The sequence below is a fragment of the Pectobacterium brasiliense genome (assembly GCF_016950255.1).
In the GTDB taxonomy this organism is placed as follows: domain Bacteria; phylum Pseudomonadota; class Gammaproteobacteria; order Enterobacterales; family Enterobacteriaceae; genus Pectobacterium; species Pectobacterium brasiliense.
The window spans coordinates 2152667-2173610 of record NZ_JACGFN010000001.1; the positions used below are offsets into that span (position 1 = coordinate 2152667).

Genomic DNA, 20944 nt, shown 5'->3' on the forward strand with positions numbered 1-20944 from the left:
AGTAAGGTAGGGTTATGATTTCAGGCATATTAGTATCACCGGGTATTGCTTTTGGTAAGGCACTGTTACTGAAAGAAGATGAAATTCTCATCAACCGGAAAAAAATCTCTGCGGATCAGGTGGAGCAGGAAATTGAACGTTTTCTGACTGGCCGTTCCAAAGCATCCGCACAGTTGGAAGCTATCAAGAAGAAAGCGGGCGAGACGCTGGGCGCAGAGAAAGAAGCCATCTTCGAAGGCCACATCATGTTGCTGGAAGATGAAGAGTTCGAGCAGGAAATCATAGCCCTGATTAAAGATGAACATGCTTCCGCCGACGCCGCTGCGTTTTCCGTCATCGAAAACCAGGCTAAAGCACTGGAAGAGCTTGATGATGAATATCTGAAAGAACGCGCCGCAGACATGCGTGATATCGGGAAGCGTTTGCTCAGAAATATTCTCAATATGCCTATCATCGATCTGGGCGATATTCAGGATGAAGTCATTCTGGTTGCAACGGACCTAACACCGTCAGAAACCGCGCAGCTGAATCTGGACAAAGTGCTGGGCTTCATCACCGACCTCGGTGGCCGCACGTCCCACACGTCCATTATGGCTCGTTCGCTGGAACTGCCTGCGATCGTCGGTACGACCAACGTGACTCAGCAGGTTAAAAACGGCGACTATCTGATCCTGGATGCCGTAAACAACCAGATCTATCAGAATCCGACTGCGGATAAAATTGAAGAATTAAAAGCGGTTCAGCAGCAATATCACGCTGAAAAGTATGAGCTGGCTAAGCTGAAAGATCTGCCGGCCATCACGCTGGACGGTCATCAGGTTGAAGTCTGTGCCAACATCGGTACCGTGCGCGATGTCGCGGGTGCTGAGCGTAACGGCGCAGAAGGTGTCGGCCTGTATCGTACCGAATTCCTATTCATGGATCGTGACTCGCTGCCTACCGAAGAAGAGCAATTCCAGGCGTATAAGGCGGTTGCCGAAGCCGTTGGCGCTCAGGCCGTTATCGTCCGTACCATGGATATCGGTGGCGACAAAGATCTGCCATACATGAACCTGCCGAAGGAAGAGAACCCGTTCCTTGGCTGGCGTGCTATCCGTATCTGTCTGGATCGTAAAGAAATCCTGCATGCTCAGCTGCGTGCCATTCTGCGCGCATCAAAATTTGGCAAGCTGCGTATCATGTTCCCGATGATTATTTCCGTGGAAGAAGTGCGTGAGCTGAAAGCCGAACTGGAGATGCTGAAAGCACAGCTGAGAGAAGAAGGTAAAGCCTTCGACGAAAGCATTGAAGTCGGCGTGATGGTTGAAACACCTGCCGCCGCGGCTATCGCGCCACATTTAGCCAAAGAAGTCGACTTCTTTAGTATTGGGACAAATGACTTAACCCAGTATACTCTGGCAGTTGATCGCGGTAATGAGCTGATTTCTCATCTCTATAACCCGATGTCCCCTGCTGTCCTGACTCTGATCAAACAGGTCATCGACGCGTCTCATGCCGAAGGCAAGTGGACAGGGATGTGTGGTGAGCTCGCCGGTGACGAACGTGCTACACTACTGTTATTGGGAATGGGTCTGGACGAATTCAGCATGAGTGCGATCTCTATCCCGAGCATCAAGAAAATCATCCGTAATGCGAATTACGAAGATGCGAAGGCGCTGGCGGAGCAGGCATTAGCTCAACCGACAGCACAAGAGTTAAGCAATCTGGTGAGCCGCTTTATTAAAGAAAAAACGCTCTGCTGATTCTGCTTTACCTAATAGGTTTCAAGGTGGCAATCAGCACCCCGACAGGCAATAGATTCGCAGTCGGGGTAGCGAAGAAAACCAATGCCACACCAACTTGAAAGATTAGGGTATACGCTGGCCCAATATTAATGCTTAGGAGAGAATCATGGGTTTGTTCGATAAATTGAAGTCTCTGGTTTCTGACGACAAAAAAGACACTGGCAGCATCGAAATCATTGCCCCGCTGTCCGGTGAAATCGTCAATATTGAAGACGTTCCTGATGTCGTATTTGCAGAGAAAATCGTCGGTGACGGTATTGCCATCAAGCCAACTGGCAACAAGATTGTCGCACCGGTAGACGGCACCATCGGTAAGATTTTTGAAACCAACCATGCGTTTTCCATCGAGTCTGACAGCGGCATTGAGCTGTTTGTGCACTTTGGTATTGATACCGTTGAATTGAAAGGCGAAGGCTTCAAGCGCATCGCCGAAGAAGGCCAGCGCGTGAAGAAAGGCGATCTCGTTATCGAGTTTGACCTGGCTCTGCTGGAAGAAAAAGCGAAGTCTACTCTGACACCAGTGGTTATTTCCAACATGGATGAAATCAAGGAATTGACCAAACTGAGTGGTACGGTTGTTGTCGGCGAAACGCCGGTTATCCGTATCAAAAAGTAAGCCGCCTTCTACGGATGGTTTACTACGTTTGCACGAGACGGCACCCGGATGGTGCCGTTTTCGTTTCAGGCTTTCCAGCGCGGCACGCACAGGCGAATCACTAACCCGCACGGCTCACCATTATCCGCCTCAATATGCCCGCCGTGCGCCAGTACGACCTTACGAGTAATCGCCAACCCCAGCCCATAGCCTTTGCCAGACAGCGGCGAATCAACACGAATGAAAGGATCGAAGATGCTGGAGAGCTTACTTTTCTCCACGCCGGGTCCCTGATCGGCGACCTGAATCGTCCACTCATGTTCATTGCCAATGAGCGACACGGAAACCTGCTGCGTGGGAGCAGAAAAACGTAACGCGTTGCGCACCACATTATCGACCGCCCTACGCATCAGCTCCGCATTGCCTTTAATCGTGTAGTCTTCGTCCTCATCGGCCGCCAGCAGGATTTCAACACCGGTGACTTGCGCTTCGTAGCGCGCATCGTTGACCACGGCCGTCACCAGCCCCAGTAAATCGAAATAGGCTTCCTCAATACCAGAATGCTCCGTGCGCGACAGCGTCAACAGCTCGCCAATCATCTTATCCATCAGCAAAGCTTCACGCTCAATACGTTGCAAGGAACTCTCTATATTGTCGGGATTCTGTCGTATCAACCCGATAGCGAGCTGCAAACGCGCCAGCGGGGAGCGCAGCTCATGGGAGACATCATGCAGCAGCTGTTCACGCGCGCTGGCCAGACTGTCCAGTCGTTCAACCATCGAATCAAAATCACGCGCGACATCGCTGATTTCATCATGACGTTTATGCATCACCGGTAGCAGACGCACGTTCAGATCGCCCTGCGCAACCTGATCAAACCCCGCACGAATCTGACTTAGTGGACGTGCCAGGCTCCATGCCAGCACCGAGCTGAACAACAGGCCACCAAACCCCGCAATAATGATAAACGGCACGGGTACGTTGAGAAATTCGACTGGCCGAGGGGGACGAAATTCGCTGCGCAGCAGCTCAGCGTCATAGCGAATCTGATACCACTTTCCGGCAGGGCCGCTGACCTGTTTGATAATGTGCGAGGCACGCGGCATACCACGTTTATCCGGCGCAAAAGCCTCATCAAGAAACGCGTTCTGCGGGGCGGAAACCAACTCATGATCGGACAGCGGCAACGGCGATTCCGTGACGGAAATGTATTGCTGTTCTTGCTGCGGTAGCAGCGACATCACATCGTTCAGTTCACCCAAGCCGCCATGTTGCAGCGCCGCCGCCACCATCTCCGTTTGCATCGTCGCAATGCGCGACACCACGATCTCTTCCAACGGCTTATGTCGCTCGCCGTAAAAAGAAAAAGCCAGCCACAGCAGTTGAGACATGACGAGGAACGTCAGCCAGAACCCGAGCAGTATCTTCCAGAAAAGTCGTCCACGAATCATCATCAGCGAATCCGGTATCCCACGCTGCGCACGGTTTCAATCGTCATGGTGTTTCCCGGCAAGGCGCCGAGCTTTTGACGAATATTGCTGATGTGCACGTCCACACTGCGGTCATATGCTTCACGGCGACGCCCCAGACATTTTTCGGACAGTTCATCCTTTGACACCACCCGCTCCGGGGAACGCAACAGCAGCTCCAGCAAATTAAACTCAGACGCCGTCAGATCAAACGGCTTCCCACGCCATTCGCTGATACGCGTGGCAGGGTTCAACACCAGATCGCCGCTGGCGGCCAGGCTCTCGTCGCGCTTTGTGCTCGGCTGATCGTCATAGCGACGTAGTACCGCCCGCAGTCTCGCCACCAGCTCGCGCGGGTAACAAGGTTTAGGCATATAGTCATCCGCGCCCATTTCCAGACCGATAACTCTGTCGATGTTGTCGCCCCTCGCTGTCAGCATAATGACGGGTAGCTGCTGGGTTTTTCTGATCTGGCGCAGCACGTCAATCCCGCTCATATCGGGCAGCATGACATCCAGAATCATCGCGGTGTAATCCCCCGATATCGCGCCATCGACGCCCTCTTTACCTGTCAGCACCCGCGAGGTTGAAAACCCTTCCGCATTCAGATACTCACAGAGCATATCGCCCAGCTCTACGTCGTCATCGACCAGTAAAATATTCATATCCTGTCCTCATTAATCGGGTATACCCTACGTATTCAAGTTGCTGGAAGGAAACGCACACGCAGCTTGAAGTATGATGGGTATAGATGATGTATTCTCAGGCCTGGCGTGAATATTCGCAGCCAGATTTACTTAATCCTTACCATTTCTTTCAGTAAAGATTACCGTTACCTTTACGGACTCGGGGTAAATTACTCACCTGCGTTATTTATTCCCGTTCAGATGCATGAATTAAGGACGACTTCCCCTGATGCAATCACGATTTTTTACACGACGCCGTACGACGATCGCGCTTGGCCTTATCGCTGCTGCTGTAGTCCTTCATCTGTTTTTCAATAAGCCATCGCCAGCGCCCAATGCGCTTACCACCGCCGCCGAGATTGCGGATCTCGAACAGACCGTGCTCGCTGACGGTAAAATTGAGGCACAGAAGCAGGTCAGCGTCGGTGCACAGGCCTCGGGGCAAATCAAAGCGCTGCACGTCGAACTGGGCGATAAGGTGAAAAAGGGACAATTGATCGCCGAGATTGATGACCTCACTCAGCAGGACACGCTAAAAAACGGTGAGGCCGCGTTAAAAAACATTCAGGCGCAGCGAGCGGCCAAACTGGCGGAATTGCGTAATAACGAATTAAGCTGGCAGCGTCAGCAAATGTTGATGAAACGTGGCGTTGGGGCACAGGCCGACTACGACAGCGCAAAAGCAACGTTGGATGCTACCAGAGCCAATATCGACGCGCTGGACGCCCAAATCATTCAGGCACAGATTACCGTCAACACCGCTAAGGTTAATCTGGGATATACCCAGATTCGTTCACCGATGGACGGCACCGTGGTGGCCATTCCGGTTGAAGCGGGGCAAACGGTCAACGCGATTCAGACGACGCCGACCATCGCCAAAGTCGCCAATCTCGACACCATGACCATCAAGGTGAAAATCTCAGAGGCCGACGTCGTCAAGGTGAAAACCGGCATGCCCGTGTGGTTCAGTATTCTGGGCGAACCGAATAACCGTTACGAAGCCACGCTGAGCTCGATTGAGCCTGCGCCAGACTCCATCAACACGGACTCGACCACAACCTCATCCAGTTCGAGCAGCAGTTCCAGTTCATCATCCAGCACCGCGATCTATTACAACGGCCTGTTCGATGTGAAAAACCCTGACGGCGTCTTGCGCATTTCCATGACGGCGCAGGTGTATATTCTGCTGTCTTCAGTGAAAAACGCCATTGTCGTTCCCGCGACGGCGTTAACCTCGCGTGACGGCATGTGGTACGTGCAGGTCGTGAATGCGAACAAGAAGGTGGAATCGCGTCTGGTGACGCTTGGCGTCAATGATAACGTTCGTACCCAGATCCGTTCGGGGCTCAGCGTCGGGGAACAGGTGGTTGTCAGCCCATCGTCCGGCGATGTCGCGTCTACGCATCCTGGCCCACCGATGGGGATGTAACGTATGTCCACATCCTTACTTAAGCTGACCGGTATTACCCGCCGCTTTTCCAACGGCGAACAGGACGTCACGGTCCTCAAAGACATCAACCTGACCATCAATCAGGGAGAAATGGTGGCGATCGTCGGGGCGTCCGGGTCGGGAAAATCGACGCTGATGAATATTCTCGGCTGTCTGGATAAACCGTCCGCTGGTGATTATCAGGTGGCAGGACGCGCCGTTGGCGAACTGGATAACGACCAGCTCGCGGAACTGCGCCGCGAGCATTTTGGCTTTATTTTCCAGCGCTATCACCTACTCGGCGACCTCAGCGCGTTGGGAAATGTTGAAGTGCCGGCCATTTATGCAGGAAAAAGTCGGCTGGCGCGCCGTCAGCGGGCGGCAGAGCTGCTGACTCGGCTAGGACTGGAAAGTCGCCTCCACTATCGCCCCAGCCAGCTTTCCGGCGGCCAGCAGCAGCGCGTGAGTATCGCGCGGGCGCTGATGAACGGCGGCGGCATTATTCTGGCGGATGAGCCAACCGGGGCGCTGGACACCCACAGCGGCAACGAGGTTCTGAGCATACTTCGCGATCTGCACAAGCAGGGTAATACCGTCGTGATCGTCACCCACGATATGACGATTGCCGAACACGCTCAGCGCATCATCGAACTGCGCGATGGCGAAGTGCTTGCCGACCGGCAAACGCGCCCCGAAGAGGCCGCCGTGCCGTCAACGGAAGCCGCCAGTTCTCCGGCGACGTCCGCTCTGAATCAGTTCAAAGATCGCTTTATCGACGCGTTTAAAATGGCGCTGCTGGCGATGAACGCCCAGCGGATGCGTACCTTTCTGACCATGCTCGGCATCATTATCGGCATCGCCTCTGTCGTCTCGGTGGTCGCGCTGGGAAAAGGCTCACAGGAACAGGTGCTGGCCGACATCAATTCGATGGGTACCAGCACGCTGGAAATTTTCCCCGGCAAAGACTTCGGCGACATGGATGCCAGCGCCATCCAGACGTTACGCGCCAGTGATATCCAGCCGCTGACGCAGCAGCCCTACGTGCATAGCGTTACGCCTTCTATTTCCACCAGCGTAACGATGCGCTACGGCAACATTGCCGTTTCCGCCAGCATTTCCGGGGTTGGCGAGCAGTTCTTCACCGTGCGTGGCTACACTCTGCAACGCGGCGTGCTTTTCCCACGTAGCAGCGTCGATGAACTGAAGCAGGACGCCGTGATTGATAAAAATACGCTTAACAAGCTCTTTCCCCACGGCGAAGATCCTATTGGACAAGTCATTCTGCTAGGCTCGCTGCCCGTGCGGATTATCGGCGTCGTCAGCAAGAATCAGGGAGGCTTCGGCAGCGATGAGAACCTGAACGTCTGGGTGCCGTACACCACGGTGATGAAGCGCATGGTCGGGCAGTCCTACCTGAAAAGCATCACGGTGCGGGTGAAAGACAATATGGATATGAACGTCGCGGAGAAAAGCATCACCGCCCTACTGACGCAGCGGCACGGTACGAAAGATTTCTTTATCATGAACACGGACAGCATCCGTCAGATGATCGAGAAAACCACCACCACGCTCACGCTACTGGTGTCGATGATTGCCCTGATCTCGCTGCTGGTCGGCGGGATCGGCGTGATGAACATCATGCTGGTTTCCGTCACGGAGCGAACCCGAGAGATCGGTGTTCGTATGGCGGTTGGCGCACGCACCAGCGATATCATGCAGCAGTTTTTGATCGAAGCGGTGCTGGTTTGCCTGTTCGGCGGCATCATCGGCGTGGGGCTGTCGCTGGCTATCGGCGTGCTATTCGCCCAGTTCAGCAGCAATTTCGCGATGATCTATTCCAGTTCCTCGATTATTGCCGCGTTCCTGTGCTCCAGCCTGATCGGCATTATCTTCGGCTTCTTCCCCGCCCGACGTGCCGCACGGATGGAACCGATTCATGCGCTGGAGCGGGAATAGTCGTCAGTCAAATACCCCGGTGGACAGATACCGATCGCCGCGATCGCAGGCGATTGCCACAATCACGCTGCCGGGGTTTTCTGCCGCAAGCCGCAATGCGCCAGCCACCGCGCCACCGGAACTGACGCCGCAGAAGATACCTTCCTGACGCGCCAGTTGGCGTAACGTATTCTCGGCATCCACCTGCGTCATATCCAGAATGCGATCGACCAGATCGGCACGAAAAATCCCTGGCATATAGTCCGGCGTCCAGCGGCGAATACCGGGAATGTGGCTGCCTTCCGCAGGCTGTAGCCCTACCGTACAGATTGCCTGATTCTGCTGCTTTAGATAACGACTGACACCGGAAATCGTGCCGGTTGTGCCCATGCTGGAGATAAAGTGGGTCAGCTTACCCGCCGTCTGCTGCCAAATCTCCGGGCCAGTCGTGAGAAAGTGCGCCAGCGAATTGTCCGGATTATTGAACTGATCGAGCGTTTTCCCCTCTCCTGCCAACACCATTTGTTTTGCCCTATCGCGCGCGCCTTCCATCCCCAACTTGCGATTAACCAACACCAGCTCTGCGCCATACGCACGCATCGCGGTCTGACGTTCATAGCTCATATTGTCCGGCATCAGCAAACGCAGACGATAGCCTTTTACCGCCGCAATCATCGCCAGTGCAATGCCAGTGTTCCCGCTGGTCGCCTCAATGAGCCGGTCACCGGGAGATATGTCACCGCGATTCTCCGCCTGCTGGATCATGGAAAGCGCAGCCCGATCTTTTACCGATCCGGCGGGGTTATTTCCTTCCAGCTTCAGCCAGATTTCACTGTTTAACCCCTGCGTCAGGCGCTGCAATTTCACTAGCGGGGTATTGCCAATACACTGCTCAAGCGTTGTCACAAGTTGAGTCCTAAAAAAACCCACGCATGCGGCGTGAGTGATAGAAAAGAGTAAAGTTAGTGTTTATTCATTTGCCGCTTCACACGCCACTGCAAGGCGCTTTTGATGAACAGCGTCAATATCGCCATCACGGTTAACAGCGCCGCCGCGGTAAACGCCCCCACGCTGTTATAATCCTGATGCAGCAATTCGACCTGTAGCGGCAGCGTGTAGGTTTCACCGCGAATCGAGCCTGACACCACGGACACGGCACCAAATTCGCCAATCGCTCGGGCATTCGTCAGCACCACGCCATACAGCAGCGCCCAGCGGATATTCGGTAGCGTTACCCGATAGAACACTTGCCAGCCTGACGCACCAAGTAATACCGCCGCTTCTTCTTCCTGACTGCCCTGACTCATCATCACCGGAACCAGCTCCCTGACCATGAACGGACAGGTCACAAATATCGTCACCAGCACAATGCCCGGCCAGGCAAACATCAGCTGTATCCCCTGCTCATCCAGCCAACCGCCAACCGGGCCGTTGGTGCTGTAAAAGAGCAGATACAGCAAACCCGCTACCACCGGAGAAACAGCAAAAGGAATATCGATCAGCGTGAGCAGCAGTTGCCGCCCCGGAAACTGAAAGCGCGTGACCAGCCACGCCAGCAACGTACCAAACACCAGATTCACCGGTACGACAATCGCGACCACCAGCAGCGTGAGGCCAATGGCATGCAGCATGTCAGGATCGCTCAGATTACGCCAGACGCCTCCCAGCCCGTGCGATAGCGCAGCGGCAAAAATTGATACTAAAGGGATGACCAGCATGATGAGCGATAATATCACGCCCAACGCAATCAACGCGGCTCTCGCCCAGTTGCGCTCCTGCCGAATCGGATAAGGTTGACGCCGTGGCGTCACAGTCGGTATCTCTGCCATTACACGCTCCGGGTCCGTTGACCAAAACGGCTTTGCAGCACGTTAACGGCAAACAGGATCAATAAAGAGGCGGCTAATACGACGGAGGCAATCGCGCTGGCGGCAGGGAAATCAAACTCCTGCAAGCGGATAAAGATCATCAGCGAAACGACTTCCGTCTGCCAGGCAATGTTCCCCGCAATAAAGATAACCGCGCCAAACTCGCCCAGACTGCGGGCAAACGACAGCGCGGTGCCGGTTAATAGCGCCGGGGTTAACTCCGGTAGTATGACGTAGCGAAAACACTGCCAGCGATTCGCGCCCAGCGTTTGCGCCGCCTCTTCGTATTCAGGCCCCAGATCTTCCAACACCGGTTGGACGGTGCGCACGACAAAAGGAATGCTGGTGAACGCCATCGCAACCGTAATCCCCAGCCAGGTATAGGACACCTTGATGCCGAATTCGGCCAGCCATGCGCCGTACCAGCCAGTCGTTGAAAACAGCGCAGCCAGCGTCAACCCCGCCACCGCAGTGGGGAGCGCAAAGGGTAAATCCATCAGCCCATCCAGCAGGGCTCGGCCGGGAAAGCGATAACGCGTCAGGATCCACGCCATTAACAGGCCGAATCCCGCATTAAATACCGTCGCTAGGCCCGCCGCCAGGAGCGTTACCTTGTAGGCCGCCACCACCTGCGGATTGGTAATCACCGCCCAGTACTGCGCCCAACTCATTTCAGAGAGCTGCATCACCAACGCACTCAAAGGCAGTAACAGAATCAGACAGACGAACAGAAGGCTGCTGCCCAGACTCAGCGCGAATCCCGGCAGCACCCGTTTACTGGAACCAGAAAAGAGGTTACCCGAACCAAAAGACATTATTGACGACCAGCCGCCAACAGTTTGTCCAGTTCACCACCGGTGTCGAAGTGGGTTTTCATCACCTGTGGCCACGATCCAAACTGATCCTCTACCCGAAATAAGGTGGTCTCAGGGAAACGAGATTTTAGCGTTTGTGCCAGTTCAGGGTTATTCACACGGTAGTAAAAATCGGTGATCACTTTCTGTGCTTCCGGCGTATAGAGGTAATTCAGATAGGCTTTTGCCGCCTGTTCAGTGCCATTCTTCTCCACATTCTTATCAATCCACGCCACAGGGAATTCTGCCAGTATGTTGACCTTCGGGACGATCACTTCGTAGTTCTCAGCACCGTACTGATTACGGATGTTATTTACCTCAGATTCAAAGCTGATCAGCACATCGCCCAACTGACGTTCTACAAACGTGGTCGTTGCGCCACGTCCGCCGGTATCAAAGACTTCGACGTTCGCCAGAAAACGCGTTATCCACGCGCGCGTTTTGGCCTCGTCTCCACCGTTAGCTTTACTAGTCGCGCCCCAGGCCGCAAGGTAGGTATAACGGGCATTGCCGGAGGTTTTCGGATTTGGGAAAATCAATTTAACGTCATCACGCACCAGATCGTTCCAGTCGTGAATTCCTTTTGGGTTACCTTTGCGAACCAGGAAGGCCATGGTGGAGTAAAACGGAGAGCTATGATTCGGTAAACGCGTCTGCCAATCTGCGGGAATCAACTGACCACGGTCGTGCAGGATCTGAACGTCCGTCACCTGATTATAGGTCACAACGTCGGCCTTAAGGCCTTGCAGAATAGCCAATGCCTGCTTAGATGAGCCGGCATGCGACTGTTTTATCGTCAACGGATCGTTAGGGTGCTGCGACAGCCACTGTTTTTCAAAGCCGGGATTGAGCGCCACAAAGAGCTCACGCGACACATCATAAGAGCTGTTCAGCAGCTCGGTAGCAGAGACAGCGCTCTGCCCGCCCAGCAGCAATGACAGCGCCAGAGAACCTTTCACCAGCCAGCCTTTCACCTGTACTTGATTCATCTTATGTCCTGTCAGAGTTAGAGCCTATTCGGTAGGCTTTGTTGTCGGAGCCGTTACATAGCCGTTTTTTGAATCGAATGCGCTTGTCAGCGTCAATCAGTGTAGGGGAAGTGACGGTTAACATATAACCTTTATATATATCATTTCGGGATTTTTAAGCGCTAAAGTACATAACCACAAAACGAGCGATATGAGAGGAAAAAGCAGGAGGGAAAAGGAAAGTGCGGCCAGATACAGGAAAGTGGAAAAAGGGAAAGCTGGCATAAGGGATGCCTGCACAGGTGCAGGCATCAGGAAAATGCGTCAGATCTTACAGCGACAACAGCTGATCCAGAGAAGGCGCAAAGAAGTAGCTGCCGCTGACAGCACGCGTAAAGCGCAGCATGTCGTCACGTTTGCCGTCACGATCGCCGAACATGCTCAGTAACTGCTGCTCAATATTATGCAAACGTGCGCAGTAAGCGACAAAGTAGAGTCCGTTTTTCCCGCTCGCGGTGCCATAAGGCAGGCTCTGGCGCAGAATTTTCAGCCCTTTGCCGTCTTCCTTTAAATCTACGCGGCTAAGATGCGACGTCACAGGGCGTTCATCGGAAGACAGTTCTTCGTTATCCTGCTTCGTACGCCCGATCATCTGTTCCTGCTGTTCCACGCTAAAACGCTGTAGCTGCTTCAGATTGTGTTCCCAACGCTGGGTAAACACGTAGCTGCCGCCTGCATCCGGCTGGCCCTCAGGGATAATCGCCACGGCGTGACGGGCATCACCCTGCGGGTTTTCCGTGCCGTCGACAAAGCCGCTTAAATCACGATCTTCCACCCAGCGGAAGCCGTGGGTCTCTTCCTCGATACGAATCGCCCCACCAAACGCGGCCAGCGCTGCCTGAGCCAGCGTGAAGTTCACATCATGGCGCAGCGATTGAATATGGATCAGCAGATCGCGCTGTGTGGCAGGAGCAAGCCCGTTGCCCAGCGGTGTAAAGGGTTTAAGTTCCGCTGCGCCGCGGTTGCAGTCCAGATCGCGCCAGACATCGTTGCCAAATGCCAGCACCGCGCCTAATCCCGCATCGGGATACTGCTGCTGTAACGCTTGTAATGTCTGACAGAATTTTTTGCATCCCTGACGGATAGCATCAAACTCTCCCTGAATCATCGCTTCCATAAAAATGGCAAAACGGCGGTGTTCCAATAAAATACCGCTTTGAATTGGTGTCATTTCTGCTTCCTCAAGCGTCAGTTTTTTCTTTTGTTGTTATGGTTTACTACGGTCATTATGGCGAATATGGCTGCCGAAAAAGATATCAGGCGGCGCCGCTATCATACCGGAAGCCGCCTGACTTTTACCTTGCGTAAAAACAAATTAGCCCGTTACGAGACGTAACTTCGCTTAGTTGCGCGCCTGCGCATGCCACACGATTTTGCTCACTTTCCAGGTTTTCAGGATATCGTCGGGTGGCATCAAGCCTTCCGGGCCGCTCCACTCGCCAGAATAGACGTAGCTGATATGCGTACTCTGCGGGGCGGCACATTCCACGCTCTGCGCATCATCACCTTGTCCCAACTGGCAGGATTCAAACGCTTTGCTGTAGGTAGTGCTAAACACATCACCTATTTTCACACCGCCTGCACTGCCAATCGCCGGATCCATGACCTCAACTTTGCGCACGCTGCCCTTCGGCTGGCCGCTGATGATCATTTTCACCTCTTTGCCATCCAGCGCCTGATAAAACGCGACCAGTTGACCGTTCGACGTTCCCATTCCGCTACGCAGTTGATAACTGCCATCCAGCGCGCTCTGTAGCGCCCCTTCGGACAGCGGCGTACCGGCATTAATGCCACCGACACCTGCATCGGTAACCTCCAGCGAGCTGCCGAACCAGTTAAACGGCGACAGGCTCGACCATGAGAAATTGGAAAGCGTGCTGCATCCGGTCAGCAACAGCGGTAAACCCAACACCAGCGATAAACCCAGCGGGCGAAAATTCATGGCATGTACTCCTCAAGATTGAACGGCTTCCGTCATCAGCCACCTTAGTAAGATGGGGATTGGAGTCTGCGAGCGACGAAAAGTGCCGTAAAGACGGGATAATCCTGCGGAAGATTATAGGGGGCATGGGACAAGAAACCTACCAGAACCGCAGACCTCCCGAGAGCCGGAAGGTCTGCGAAGAACATCAACTACGCTGTGAGGCAAAATCCGTTAAGTCATAACGGTGCGTGAACAGATCGTCCAGCTCCGTCTGGTGCGTAATCGCCACCACGGTACACGCTGGCAACGCCAGCTTGACCAGTGCCAGAAGCTGTCTGGCGGCGTCATGATCCAGATTGCTCGTCGCTTCATCCAGATAGAGCGTATCGGGTTTAGCAATCAGCGCGCGGGCAAAGGCAACACGCTGCCGCTCCCCGCCGGAGAACACGCGATCCCAGTTCAGTTGCTCATCCAGACGATCGCGCCACGCGCCCAGCCCGACGCTATCGAGCGTCTGACGCAGCATCTCGCTGTCAGCCAGTGCCGGGTGCGGATAGCAGAGAATCTCTGCCAGCGTCCCCTGCCCCAGATAGCTCTGCTGCGGTAACAGCAAGCTGCGACCTTCCAGCGATTGCCAGCGGCCATCGTAATACGGCCACAGACCGCTTAACGTACGCAGCAGCGTGGATTTTCCCAGCCCGCTGCGGCCAGAAAACTTACTCCAGCTACCCGCTTCACAGCTCAGGTCCACCTTTTGCAGCAGCGGAGAACCCTGCGGCGTGGTGAAAGAAAGCTGATCCAGTTGCAGACGTTCACCGACCGGAACCACTTCATCTTCAGACTGATGGCGTTTGATTTCCTGTTTGAACTGGCTCAGACGTTCCATGCTCGCGGAAAGCTCCATGAATTCCCGATACATGCGAATAAACCAGCTCAACGCACCATGCACCTGAGCAAACGCTCCGCGGATTTGCATCAACCCACCTAGCGTTACCGTTTTGCTGAGAAAGGCCGGTAATGCAGCAAAAATAGGCACGATCAAGCTAACACGCATGTAACCTGTGGTGAAAAGGCCCAGATTACGTTCCGCATTCATTGAACGCCACCAGTTAGAGACAATCGCAGAAAATTGACGTTTAAGATGGCTTTTTTCCTGCTGTTCGCCACCATATAGTGCAATTTGCTCCGCGTTATCATGCTTACGCAGCAAAGACGCACGAAAATTCGCTTCCGCACGTTGCTTCTCATAGTTAATACCGTGCAGCCGCTTACCGATCAGATGCGTCATCAAGGTGCCGAACACGGTATAGATAATGACGGCCCAGACCAGGTAACCTTTGATTACCCACTCTTCACCGAACAGCGTAAAGCGCTGTACTCCCGACAGTTCCCAGAGAATGATGACGAAAGATGACAGCTGGGCAGTCACAACCAAAAATGACGCCACCAGACTCACCGTCTTATCAACAAATAAGCTGATATCCTCAGCGATACGTTGATCGGGGTTATCGATTTTTCCCACTATCGACATCCGATAAAACGCTCGCTTTGCCAACCAGCTATTCACTAACTCTTCCGTCATGGCACTGCGCCAACGAATGATCAGCCAGCGAGTGAACCAGTCCTGATGCACAAATACCACGATATAAATCAGGATATAGATGCCGTACTCTTTCATGAGAGAGAGCAGCAGGCTGCTATCAAACGTTCCTAGCGCATCGTAAAACGTTTTACTCCAATCATTGAGCAATACGTTGAGATAGACGATGGTCCATCCCATACTGATGGCAGCAACAAGCAGTAACAGAGCTAATAAGCCTTGTTTTCCCCGCCAAAAAGGGCGGCAGAGATCGACAAACTGTGCTGCTATCTTTTTCACTCTTTCACCTCTTGCGGCAAGGTGATGTAAAGCACGCGGTTATCCGGGTTATACAGCTTCGCCGACATCGCCCGTACCTGTTCCAGCGTGATGCTGTCAGCCAGTTTGGATACGCTGCTCAGATAACGTGGGTCGTTATAGTGGCGGTAGCTCAGGATCAGACGGCGCTCTATCGTTGTGAGATCGCTCTGACGCCCTTTTTCTGCACGGATGAACTGCGCTTTCTGCTCATCGACATCCTGCTGAGTGATCTTCGTCGGCAGTTCAGCAAAAGCTTTCTCAGCCAGCGTCCACAGCTCCTGCGCACGTTCAGGCGCGCTGGAGAAGCTCACTTCCGTTTCAATACGCTGTCTTTTATCTTCCAGTTCGCTATCGAGACGCATGCGGTAAATACCTAACGCATCATCACGCAGGCTGGTCTTGAGATACTTATTCGCCAGATTACGGGCAACGCTCACCTGCACGGCGGCCTGTGGCGTCCACGTATGCGGCGTGAAACTCCAGGTGCGGATATCGGCACGCGGTTCGATACTGATGGCCGATGTCGCTTCGCGTTTACCCGGCAGCGCCAGATGTGATTTCACCTCGCCAGCAGGCTGACGTGGGATCGTCGCTAGATAGCGTTCAACCTGCGGCAAAATCTGTGCCGCTGGCATATCCGCCACCAGATAGTAGGTTACCGGGGCAAACACCGCTTTATGCCACTGTGAAAGCAGCGCCGGCGCTGAAATTTGCTTCAACTCGGCAATTTCAGGCTGCTGCCAGGCTGGCTCACCAAAACGCAGTTTGGCGATGTCACTGGCCCGTTTTCCTGAAACCGATTGATCGTCATTGGCTTTTTGACGCGCCAGACCCATCATGCTCTCTTTCATCACGTCAGGATCGATACCTGGAGCTACATTCAGCTCACGGTATAACGCTAACAGGTTTGCTAACTCACCCGTTGGCGCATTCCCGCTTACCGTCAGTTGATCCGCTTCCTGAGCGATGCCCAAAGACAGCGCTTTTTCCTTTTTCCAGTTACTGAGCGCTTCACCGCTCCATGTTGCTGGTCCACTTTGGTTGACTAATTGGCTTGCCAGCTGTACCTGCCACGGATTGGTCGACGTCGATAAATATCCCGCGTCGCTCACGGCTGTGAAGTAGACTTTTTTACCCGCTTCTGGCGCACGCAGCCATACTACGCGGTCACCATTGCTCAACTGCCACTGCTCGACCTTCTGCGCGGCGAAGGTCTTCACCGCCGTGCGTTTCCCACTTTGCGTTACAACAGGCAGTTCAGGGATGACTTTCTCTTTTTCTGCCTGTAACGGTGCCAGCGTCGCGGCCGCCCACTGTGCCTGTAACTTACGAATCGCATCCGGCGTCGGCAACGTGAACGGCGTCGCGCCCGGCACGCTAAACTGTACCAACGTATCCGGTGACGCTAACCAGCGTTGCAAATGGCGGTTCACGTCTTCTGCCGTGATGGTATCCAGTGCTTCTAGCGCGTCTTTACCGCGCTGCTGGCTGCCGACATAAGGACGATCCTGCTGCCAGACAATGGTCAACTGCTGAACCCAATCGGAGAACTCGCGTACTTCCTGCTTGTTAGCCATACGCTGCGCGACTTCACGAATGTCAGAGATGATCTCTGTAATATCCTGCTCGTTTAACGGATAGCGTTTAAACCGCTCAATTTCTTTCAGTACGGCAGACATCGCCGCGTCATGGCCACCCGGCATCACATTCGCGAAGAAGCCCAGCGCTGCCGTGGTTTTCCCAATATCCGATTTACGCACGACCAGGCTACTGGCGTCTTGCGGCAGTTCCGCCTGTTGTCGACGAACCTGGCGCAGTAACGCAGACATCGTGATTTGCGTGAGCAAGCGGTGGCGATATTCAGGTTGACCGAATGTGTCTTTATCATTGAAACGATAGACAAATGACACCTGGCTGCTGCCACTTTGGCTATCCTGTAAACGCGCGACTTTGAGCTGCGGTTTCAACAGCGGCTCATAGTAATCACGGGCTGGCACAGTGACATGTGGCAACGGCGCAAAATAGCGTTGAATTTCACGTTCTGCATCCGCAGGCGTGATATCACCAATAATCATCAAACGCATATTCGACGGGTGATACCAGCGTTGATAGAAATCTTGCAGTACGCTGGCTGGCGTGTCGTTAATCGACGCTTCCGTACCAATCGTCGGACGGGAAGGATAACGAGAGTCATGGCGAATCGCCTGTACGCGCTGCTGATTCATGCGTTCCGCTACGCCCAGCTTGCCACGCCACTCTTCCAGAATAATTTTGCGCTCATCGTCGAGATCGTTTTGCAGCAGCTTGGCATGGCCCGTCATCTGGCTCAGCGCCTGTAGCGTCGTGCCCAGATCGCGATTCCCTTTCGGCGGACTCATCATGTACATGGTGCGCTCGTAGTTGGTCACGGCGTTATAGCTCTGACCGCGTACCCACCCCTGCTTGTGCAGTTCGGTACTTACGCCTTGAGGAAATGCCTCGCTGGCGCGGAACACCATGTGCTCCACGATATGCGCCACGCCGGATTCGTTGTCGTTCTCATCAATCGAACCGACATCAACAATCAGGCGAATATCGACCCGCGATTTCTGCCCTTCCAGCGGCACGAGGATGTAGCGAAATCCATTCGCCAGCGTCCCATCTTTAAAAACCGGCAGCGGACTTTTGATTTCTTCGGCCTGACTCACCAGACTCCCCGCTAACAGGCCGACAGCCGTTAGCGATAACCAGCAACATTTCTTCCAGTTCATAACAACCTTTTCGTTTTTATTTTTGCCTGTAAGGCAATTTCTGAATGCATCAATGCAAAATGCCCCGCCATACGTCAGCATGTGACGTATGGCGGGGCATAGGATTTACCAGGTGTAAGCGACACCAAGCCAGAACTGACGGCCGGGTTTGTAGGTGACAGTGCTGTTAGTAGAACTCACCTTCTGCTGAGTTTCTACTACGTTATCCAAAACGTTCAGCACATCCAAAGTAATATCCAGCGTCTGAGTTTTGTATACCGGTTGTGAATAGGAAAAACGCCAGTCGTAGGAGATAAAGTCATCGTATTGAGTTGAGATATACTCTATAGCGCTTCCTGTAAAGCTAGGATCCGCGCCGCACGCTGAGCTCCCGCCAGGACACACCGTCGCCGATGATAAGGTAGTATACCCTTTGTAACCAGAGGTATAGCCGACGCGCTGCCCCCAGTTGAGACGAATCGCTGGGAAGTAAGTATCTACATTCAGGAAGGCAGTCCAGGGCGTATTGAAGTCCATGGCATCCATATCGCCTTTATACATTAACTTATTGTCAACAATCACCCGACTCTCATCTGAATTCACATCATCGTAATAAGCAATTGAGTTAGCTTTATTTTCTGCGATACCCGCTCCAAATTTCCAATTCACTTCAGCAAAACTGAAGCGGTGCGGGCTAATTGGCTCCACTTCCAGAGACAATGTATTCCCTTCCGTCCGGCCAGCATTATTCATTACACGGTAGCGTTGCCCATCAACGGTCATTGATTCAGCACCAAACTGATCTTTTCCCTTACGATTAACCCACTTTGCCGTCCACACCGTATTCATCACACGCTGTGATAACCCCAGTGTTATTTCGTCACTGTAAGGCGTGTTTAAATCAGAAATATCGTAGTCAAGACCCGCAATTCTTGCAGGGTTGGAAACCCATGGATCGCTGGCTGACGTACGGTTTTGAATAATATTCGTGTTAATCCCCTGACGCAGCTTATACGACAGCATATTCGCGCCATAATAGCGATTCGCCCCACCAAACAGACGTGTTGACCGGTCGCCGAAGACATCATAAGAGGCAGAAAAACGGGGCGCGAAATTCAGGTTCTCCAGAAAATCATCATAACTAGCACGCACTCCGGGGGTCACTTCTACACGGCCAAAAGAAATACTGTCCTGAAGGTAAACGGCGTAATTAGTATAACTTCCCTCAACGGTACGTTCTGGATATAGAGTCCGGCCTTTGAAATATTGTTCCCCGGCAATACAATAGTCATCCCCAGCCTGACACACTGTATTTTTATCAAAAGTTGGTCTTGCTCGGCTTGAGCTAACATCGCTAAAGCGGCGGTATCTTGTATTATAAGAATCAACTTGCCAGCCTAAATCTAACTGATGCTGGGTTCCCCAAATTGCTAAAGGGTTAAGCTCATAGTCCTGCTTTAATGTAATTGTGCTTTTTTCTGTTGCAAACGTTCCGGATCCGCCTATTAATGAATTTTGATAGCTACCAGCAGGAATAGAACTAACCCAGTCAATTTTTTCGGAAATAAAATTATCCCTTGTACTGTAACGATTCCATGTCTGAAAAGAATTTGACTCATGTTCAATTTTATTTTGTTCAGACTGATATCCCGCCAAGCTGATCACTTTCCCCCAGTTGGCATTGTGCTCCCACTCCATATTAAAACGGTAACCACCACCAGTATTAGTGAACGAACCGTTTTTAACATCTCGTTTATAATATTTTGATTCGTGCGGAGAATACATGCCCATCATGCGAACAATATCACCATTATCCGCCAGATAGACGCCTTTTAGCAGGTAGGTTTCACTCACTCGCTCCTGATCGTCCCACTGTTGCAAATACTGATGATAATAGGGAATATCTGACTGCTGACGGTTATAGGCAAAAATAAAGCCTGCTTTATCACTCAACGGCTGATTAAAGGTGGCTGAATAGAACTGCTTCTTAAATTTTGGTTGATAGTACAAGTTAGTAGCAGAATAGAAGTTTTCGCTAATGTTGGAATCAACGTGATAACTCGTCCAGCTATCGTTCGAGGTACGGTAAGAAACCTTGCCAAATACATTATCCAGTTTAGGATCCATCAGTTTGGCATCCACCACACCGCCAGTAAAATCACCGTACTTAGCGGATATGTTGCTATCAAATACTTCCAGCGACTCAATCAGCTCCGAGTTAATCCAGAATGACTGTGTCCCCCCCGCAGGTAGATCTGTCGCATTGTAACCATCAGGATCGCCATCTAGCTGCCCCTTATTGGCTCCGGGGTTGATATTGCTATTATTCGATAGCCCATCGATCATAAAATTATTGTTATAAAATTTCTCGCCGTGGAACGAGACGTTCTCTGGAGCCAACTCGCCCGGCGTATTGCTGCTATTCGCTGTGTTCGAGAACTGCACAGCAGCGTTATTCTTTAATAACTCCGGTATCGAACCGTTTCCAGTAGGCATCTTTTTAATCTGCTCAGCATTAATAATCTGCGTCCCCATGGACTGACTCGTCGGGGTTGAGCGAACTAAAATCGTATCTTCACCATTTGCCGAAGAGGAATCACCCTGCTGTTCTTCTTCGGTTTCTGTCTTGTTTTTCTGCTGATTTTCATCGGCAGAGGTATTATTTTGCTGTGCGAGTGCAGGCCCTGATAATAATGACAATAGCATCATTAAATAGACGTTTTTATTCATTTATTCAAAATCC

15 protein-coding genes are annotated in these 20944 nt (G+C 52.7%); 4 read left to right on the plus strand and 11 right to left on the minus strand.

Annotation, left to right across the window (positions count from 1 at the left end; genetic code table 11):
• The first annotated feature begins 14 nt into the window (after positions 1-14).
• Both ptsI and crr read left to right on the plus strand, forming a co-directional pair.
• The gene (gene ptsI / locus H4F65_RS09615) at positions 15-1742 is read left to right on the plus strand and encodes a phosphoenolpyruvate-protein phosphotransferase PtsI (protein WP_010284369.1); all 1728 of its coding nucleotides are present in this window, start codon (positions 15-17) and stop codon (positions 1740-1742) included.
• Positions 1743-1890: 148 nt separating this feature from the next.
• Positions 1891-2400: a PTS glucose transporter subunit IIA gene (gene crr / locus H4F65_RS09620; protein ID WP_010284368.1), complete on the plus strand. Its 510-nt coding sequence runs from the start codon at positions 1891-1893 to the stop codon at positions 2398-2400.
• A gap of 65 nt (positions 2401-2465) precedes the next feature.
• Here the strand turns inward: crr and H4F65_RS09625 are convergent, their stop codons facing one another.
• Together H4F65_RS09625 and H4F65_RS09630 are read right to left on the minus strand one after the other, a co-directional pair.
• On the minus strand, positions 2466-3833 hold the full coding sequence (locus H4F65_RS09625) for an ATP-binding protein (protein WP_010284366.1): 1368 nt from the start codon (positions 3831-3833) through the stop codon (positions 2466-2468).
• Entirely contained in the window at positions 3833-4513 is a 681-nt protein-coding gene (locus tag H4F65_RS09630) for a response regulator transcription factor (RefSeq protein WP_010284362.1), read from the minus strand. The genes H4F65_RS09625 and H4F65_RS09630 overlap by 1 nt, the downstream gene beginning before the upstream one ends.
• A 250-nt stretch (positions 4514-4763) precedes the next feature.
• Here H4F65_RS09630 and H4F65_RS09635 point away from each other — a divergent pair, with 250 nt between their 5' ends.
• Positions 4764-5963, plus strand: a complete 1200-nt coding sequence (locus tag H4F65_RS09635; RefSeq protein ID WP_010284359.1) for an efflux RND transporter periplasmic adaptor subunit — start codon at positions 4764-4766, stop codon at positions 5961-5963.
• A 3-nt stretch (positions 5964-5966) separates the two neighbouring features.
• Entirely contained in the window at positions 5967-7919 is a 1953-nt protein-coding gene (locus H4F65_RS09640; RefSeq protein ID WP_010284358.1) for a MacB family efflux pump subunit, read from the plus strand.
• A gap of 3 nt (positions 7920-7922) precedes the next feature.
• Here H4F65_RS09640 and cysM read toward each other — a convergent pair whose 3' ends face one another.
• From cysM to H4F65_RS09685, 9 genes are all read right to left on the minus strand, one after another.
• Positions 7923-8804: a cysteine synthase CysM gene (gene cysM / locus H4F65_RS09645; RefSeq protein WP_010284356.1), complete on the minus strand. Its 882-nt coding sequence runs from the start codon at positions 8802-8804 to the stop codon at positions 7923-7925.
• A 56-nt stretch (positions 8805-8860) separates the two neighbouring features.
• Positions 8861-9727 carry a sulfate/thiosulfate ABC transporter permease CysW gene (gene cysW / locus H4F65_RS09650; protein WP_010284353.1) on the minus strand — a complete coding sequence of 289 codons (867 nt, stop codon included), beginning with the start codon at positions 9725-9727 and terminating at the stop codon, positions 8861-8863.
• Positions 9727-10581, minus strand: coding sequence for a sulfate/thiosulfate ABC transporter permease CysT (gene cysT, locus H4F65_RS09655; RefSeq protein ID WP_010284350.1), 855 nt, complete (start codon positions 10579-10581; stop codon positions 9727-9729). The genes cysW and cysT overlap by 1 nt, the downstream gene beginning before the upstream one ends.
• Positions 10581-11609 carry a sulfate ABC transporter substrate-binding protein gene (locus tag H4F65_RS09660; protein WP_010284348.1) on the minus strand — a complete coding sequence of 343 codons (1029 nt, stop codon included), beginning with the start codon at positions 11607-11609 and terminating at the stop codon, positions 10581-10583. The genes cysT and H4F65_RS09660 overlap by 1 nt, the downstream gene beginning before the upstream one ends.
• A gap of 310 nt (positions 11610-11919) precedes the next feature.
• Positions 11920-12819, minus strand: a complete 900-nt coding sequence (locus H4F65_RS09665; protein WP_010284346.1) for a Dyp-type peroxidase — start codon at positions 12817-12819, stop codon at positions 11920-11922.
• 171 nt (positions 12820-12990) lie between these two features.
• The gene (locus H4F65_RS09670) at positions 12991-13590 is read right to left on the minus strand and encodes an RpoE-regulated lipoprotein (RefSeq protein ID WP_010284344.1); all 600 of its coding nucleotides are present in this window, start codon (positions 13588-13590) and stop codon (positions 12991-12993) included.
• A gap of 187 nt (positions 13591-13777) precedes the next feature.
• Complete coding sequence (locus tag H4F65_RS09675; RefSeq protein WP_010284328.1) at positions 13778-15451, minus strand: ABC transporter ATP-binding protein/permease; 1674 nt, start codon at positions 15449-15451, stop codon at positions 13778-13780.
• On the minus strand, positions 15448-18222 hold the full coding sequence (locus H4F65_RS09680; RefSeq protein WP_010284326.1) for a M16 family metallopeptidase: 2775 nt from the start codon (positions 18220-18222) through the stop codon (positions 15448-15450). The genes H4F65_RS09675 and H4F65_RS09680 overlap by 4 nt, the downstream gene beginning before the upstream one ends.
• Before the next feature lie 105 nt (positions 18223-18327).
• A complete protein-coding gene (locus H4F65_RS09685) occupies positions 18328-20931 on the minus strand; it encodes a TonB-dependent receptor plug domain-containing protein (RefSeq protein ID WP_010284322.1) in 2604 nt (867 codons plus the stop codon).
• Positions 20932-20944 lie beyond the last annotated feature (13 nt).

Bases quoted from the DNA above. Each gene is read 5' to 3' on its own strand.
- ptsI (WP_010284369.1), top strand. From the start codon at position 15: ATGATTTCAGGCATATTAGTATCACCGGGTATTGCTTTTGGTAAGGCA.
- crr (WP_010284368.1), top strand. From the start codon at position 1,891: ATGGGTTTGTTCGATAAATTGAAGTCTCTGGTTTCTGACGACAAAAAA.
- H4F65_RS09625 (WP_010284366.1), bottom strand. From the start codon at position 3,833: ATGATGATTCGTGGACGACTTTTCTGGAAGATACTGCTCGGGTTCTGG.
- H4F65_RS09630 (WP_010284362.1), bottom strand. From the start codon at position 4,513: ATGAATATTTTACTGGTCGATGACGACGTAGAGCTGGGCGATATGCTC.
- H4F65_RS09635 (WP_010284359.1), top strand. From the start codon at position 4,764: ATGCAATCACGATTTTTTACACGACGCCGTACGACGATCGCGCTTGGC.
- H4F65_RS09640 (WP_010284358.1), top strand. From the start codon at position 5,967: ATGTCCACATCCTTACTTAAGCTGACCGGTATTACCCGCCGCTTTTCC.
- cysW (WP_010284353.1), bottom strand. From the start codon at position 9,727: ATGGCAGAGATACCGACTGTGACGCCACGGCGTCAACCTTATCCGATT.
- cysT (WP_010284350.1), bottom strand. From the start codon at position 10,581: ATGTCTTTTGGTTCGGGTAACCTCTTTTCTGGTTCCAGTAAACGGGTG.
- H4F65_RS09660 (WP_010284348.1), bottom strand. From the start codon at position 11,609: ATGAATCAAGTACAGGTGAAAGGCTGGCTGGTGAAAGGTTCTCTGGCG.
- H4F65_RS09665 (WP_010284346.1), bottom strand. From the start codon at position 12,819: ATGACACCAATTCAAAGCGGTATTTTATTGGAACACCGCCGTTTTGCC.
- H4F65_RS09670 (WP_010284344.1), bottom strand. From the start codon at position 13,590: ATGAATTTTCGCCCGCTGGGTTTATCGCTGGTGTTGGGTTTACCGCTG.
- H4F65_RS09680 (WP_010284326.1), bottom strand. From the start codon at position 18,222: ATGAACTGGAAGAAATGTTGCTGGTTATCGCTAACGGCTGTCGGCCTG.
- H4F65_RS09685 (WP_010284322.1), bottom strand. From the start codon at position 20,931: ATGAATAAAAACGTCTATTTAATGATGCTATTGTCATTATTATCAGGG.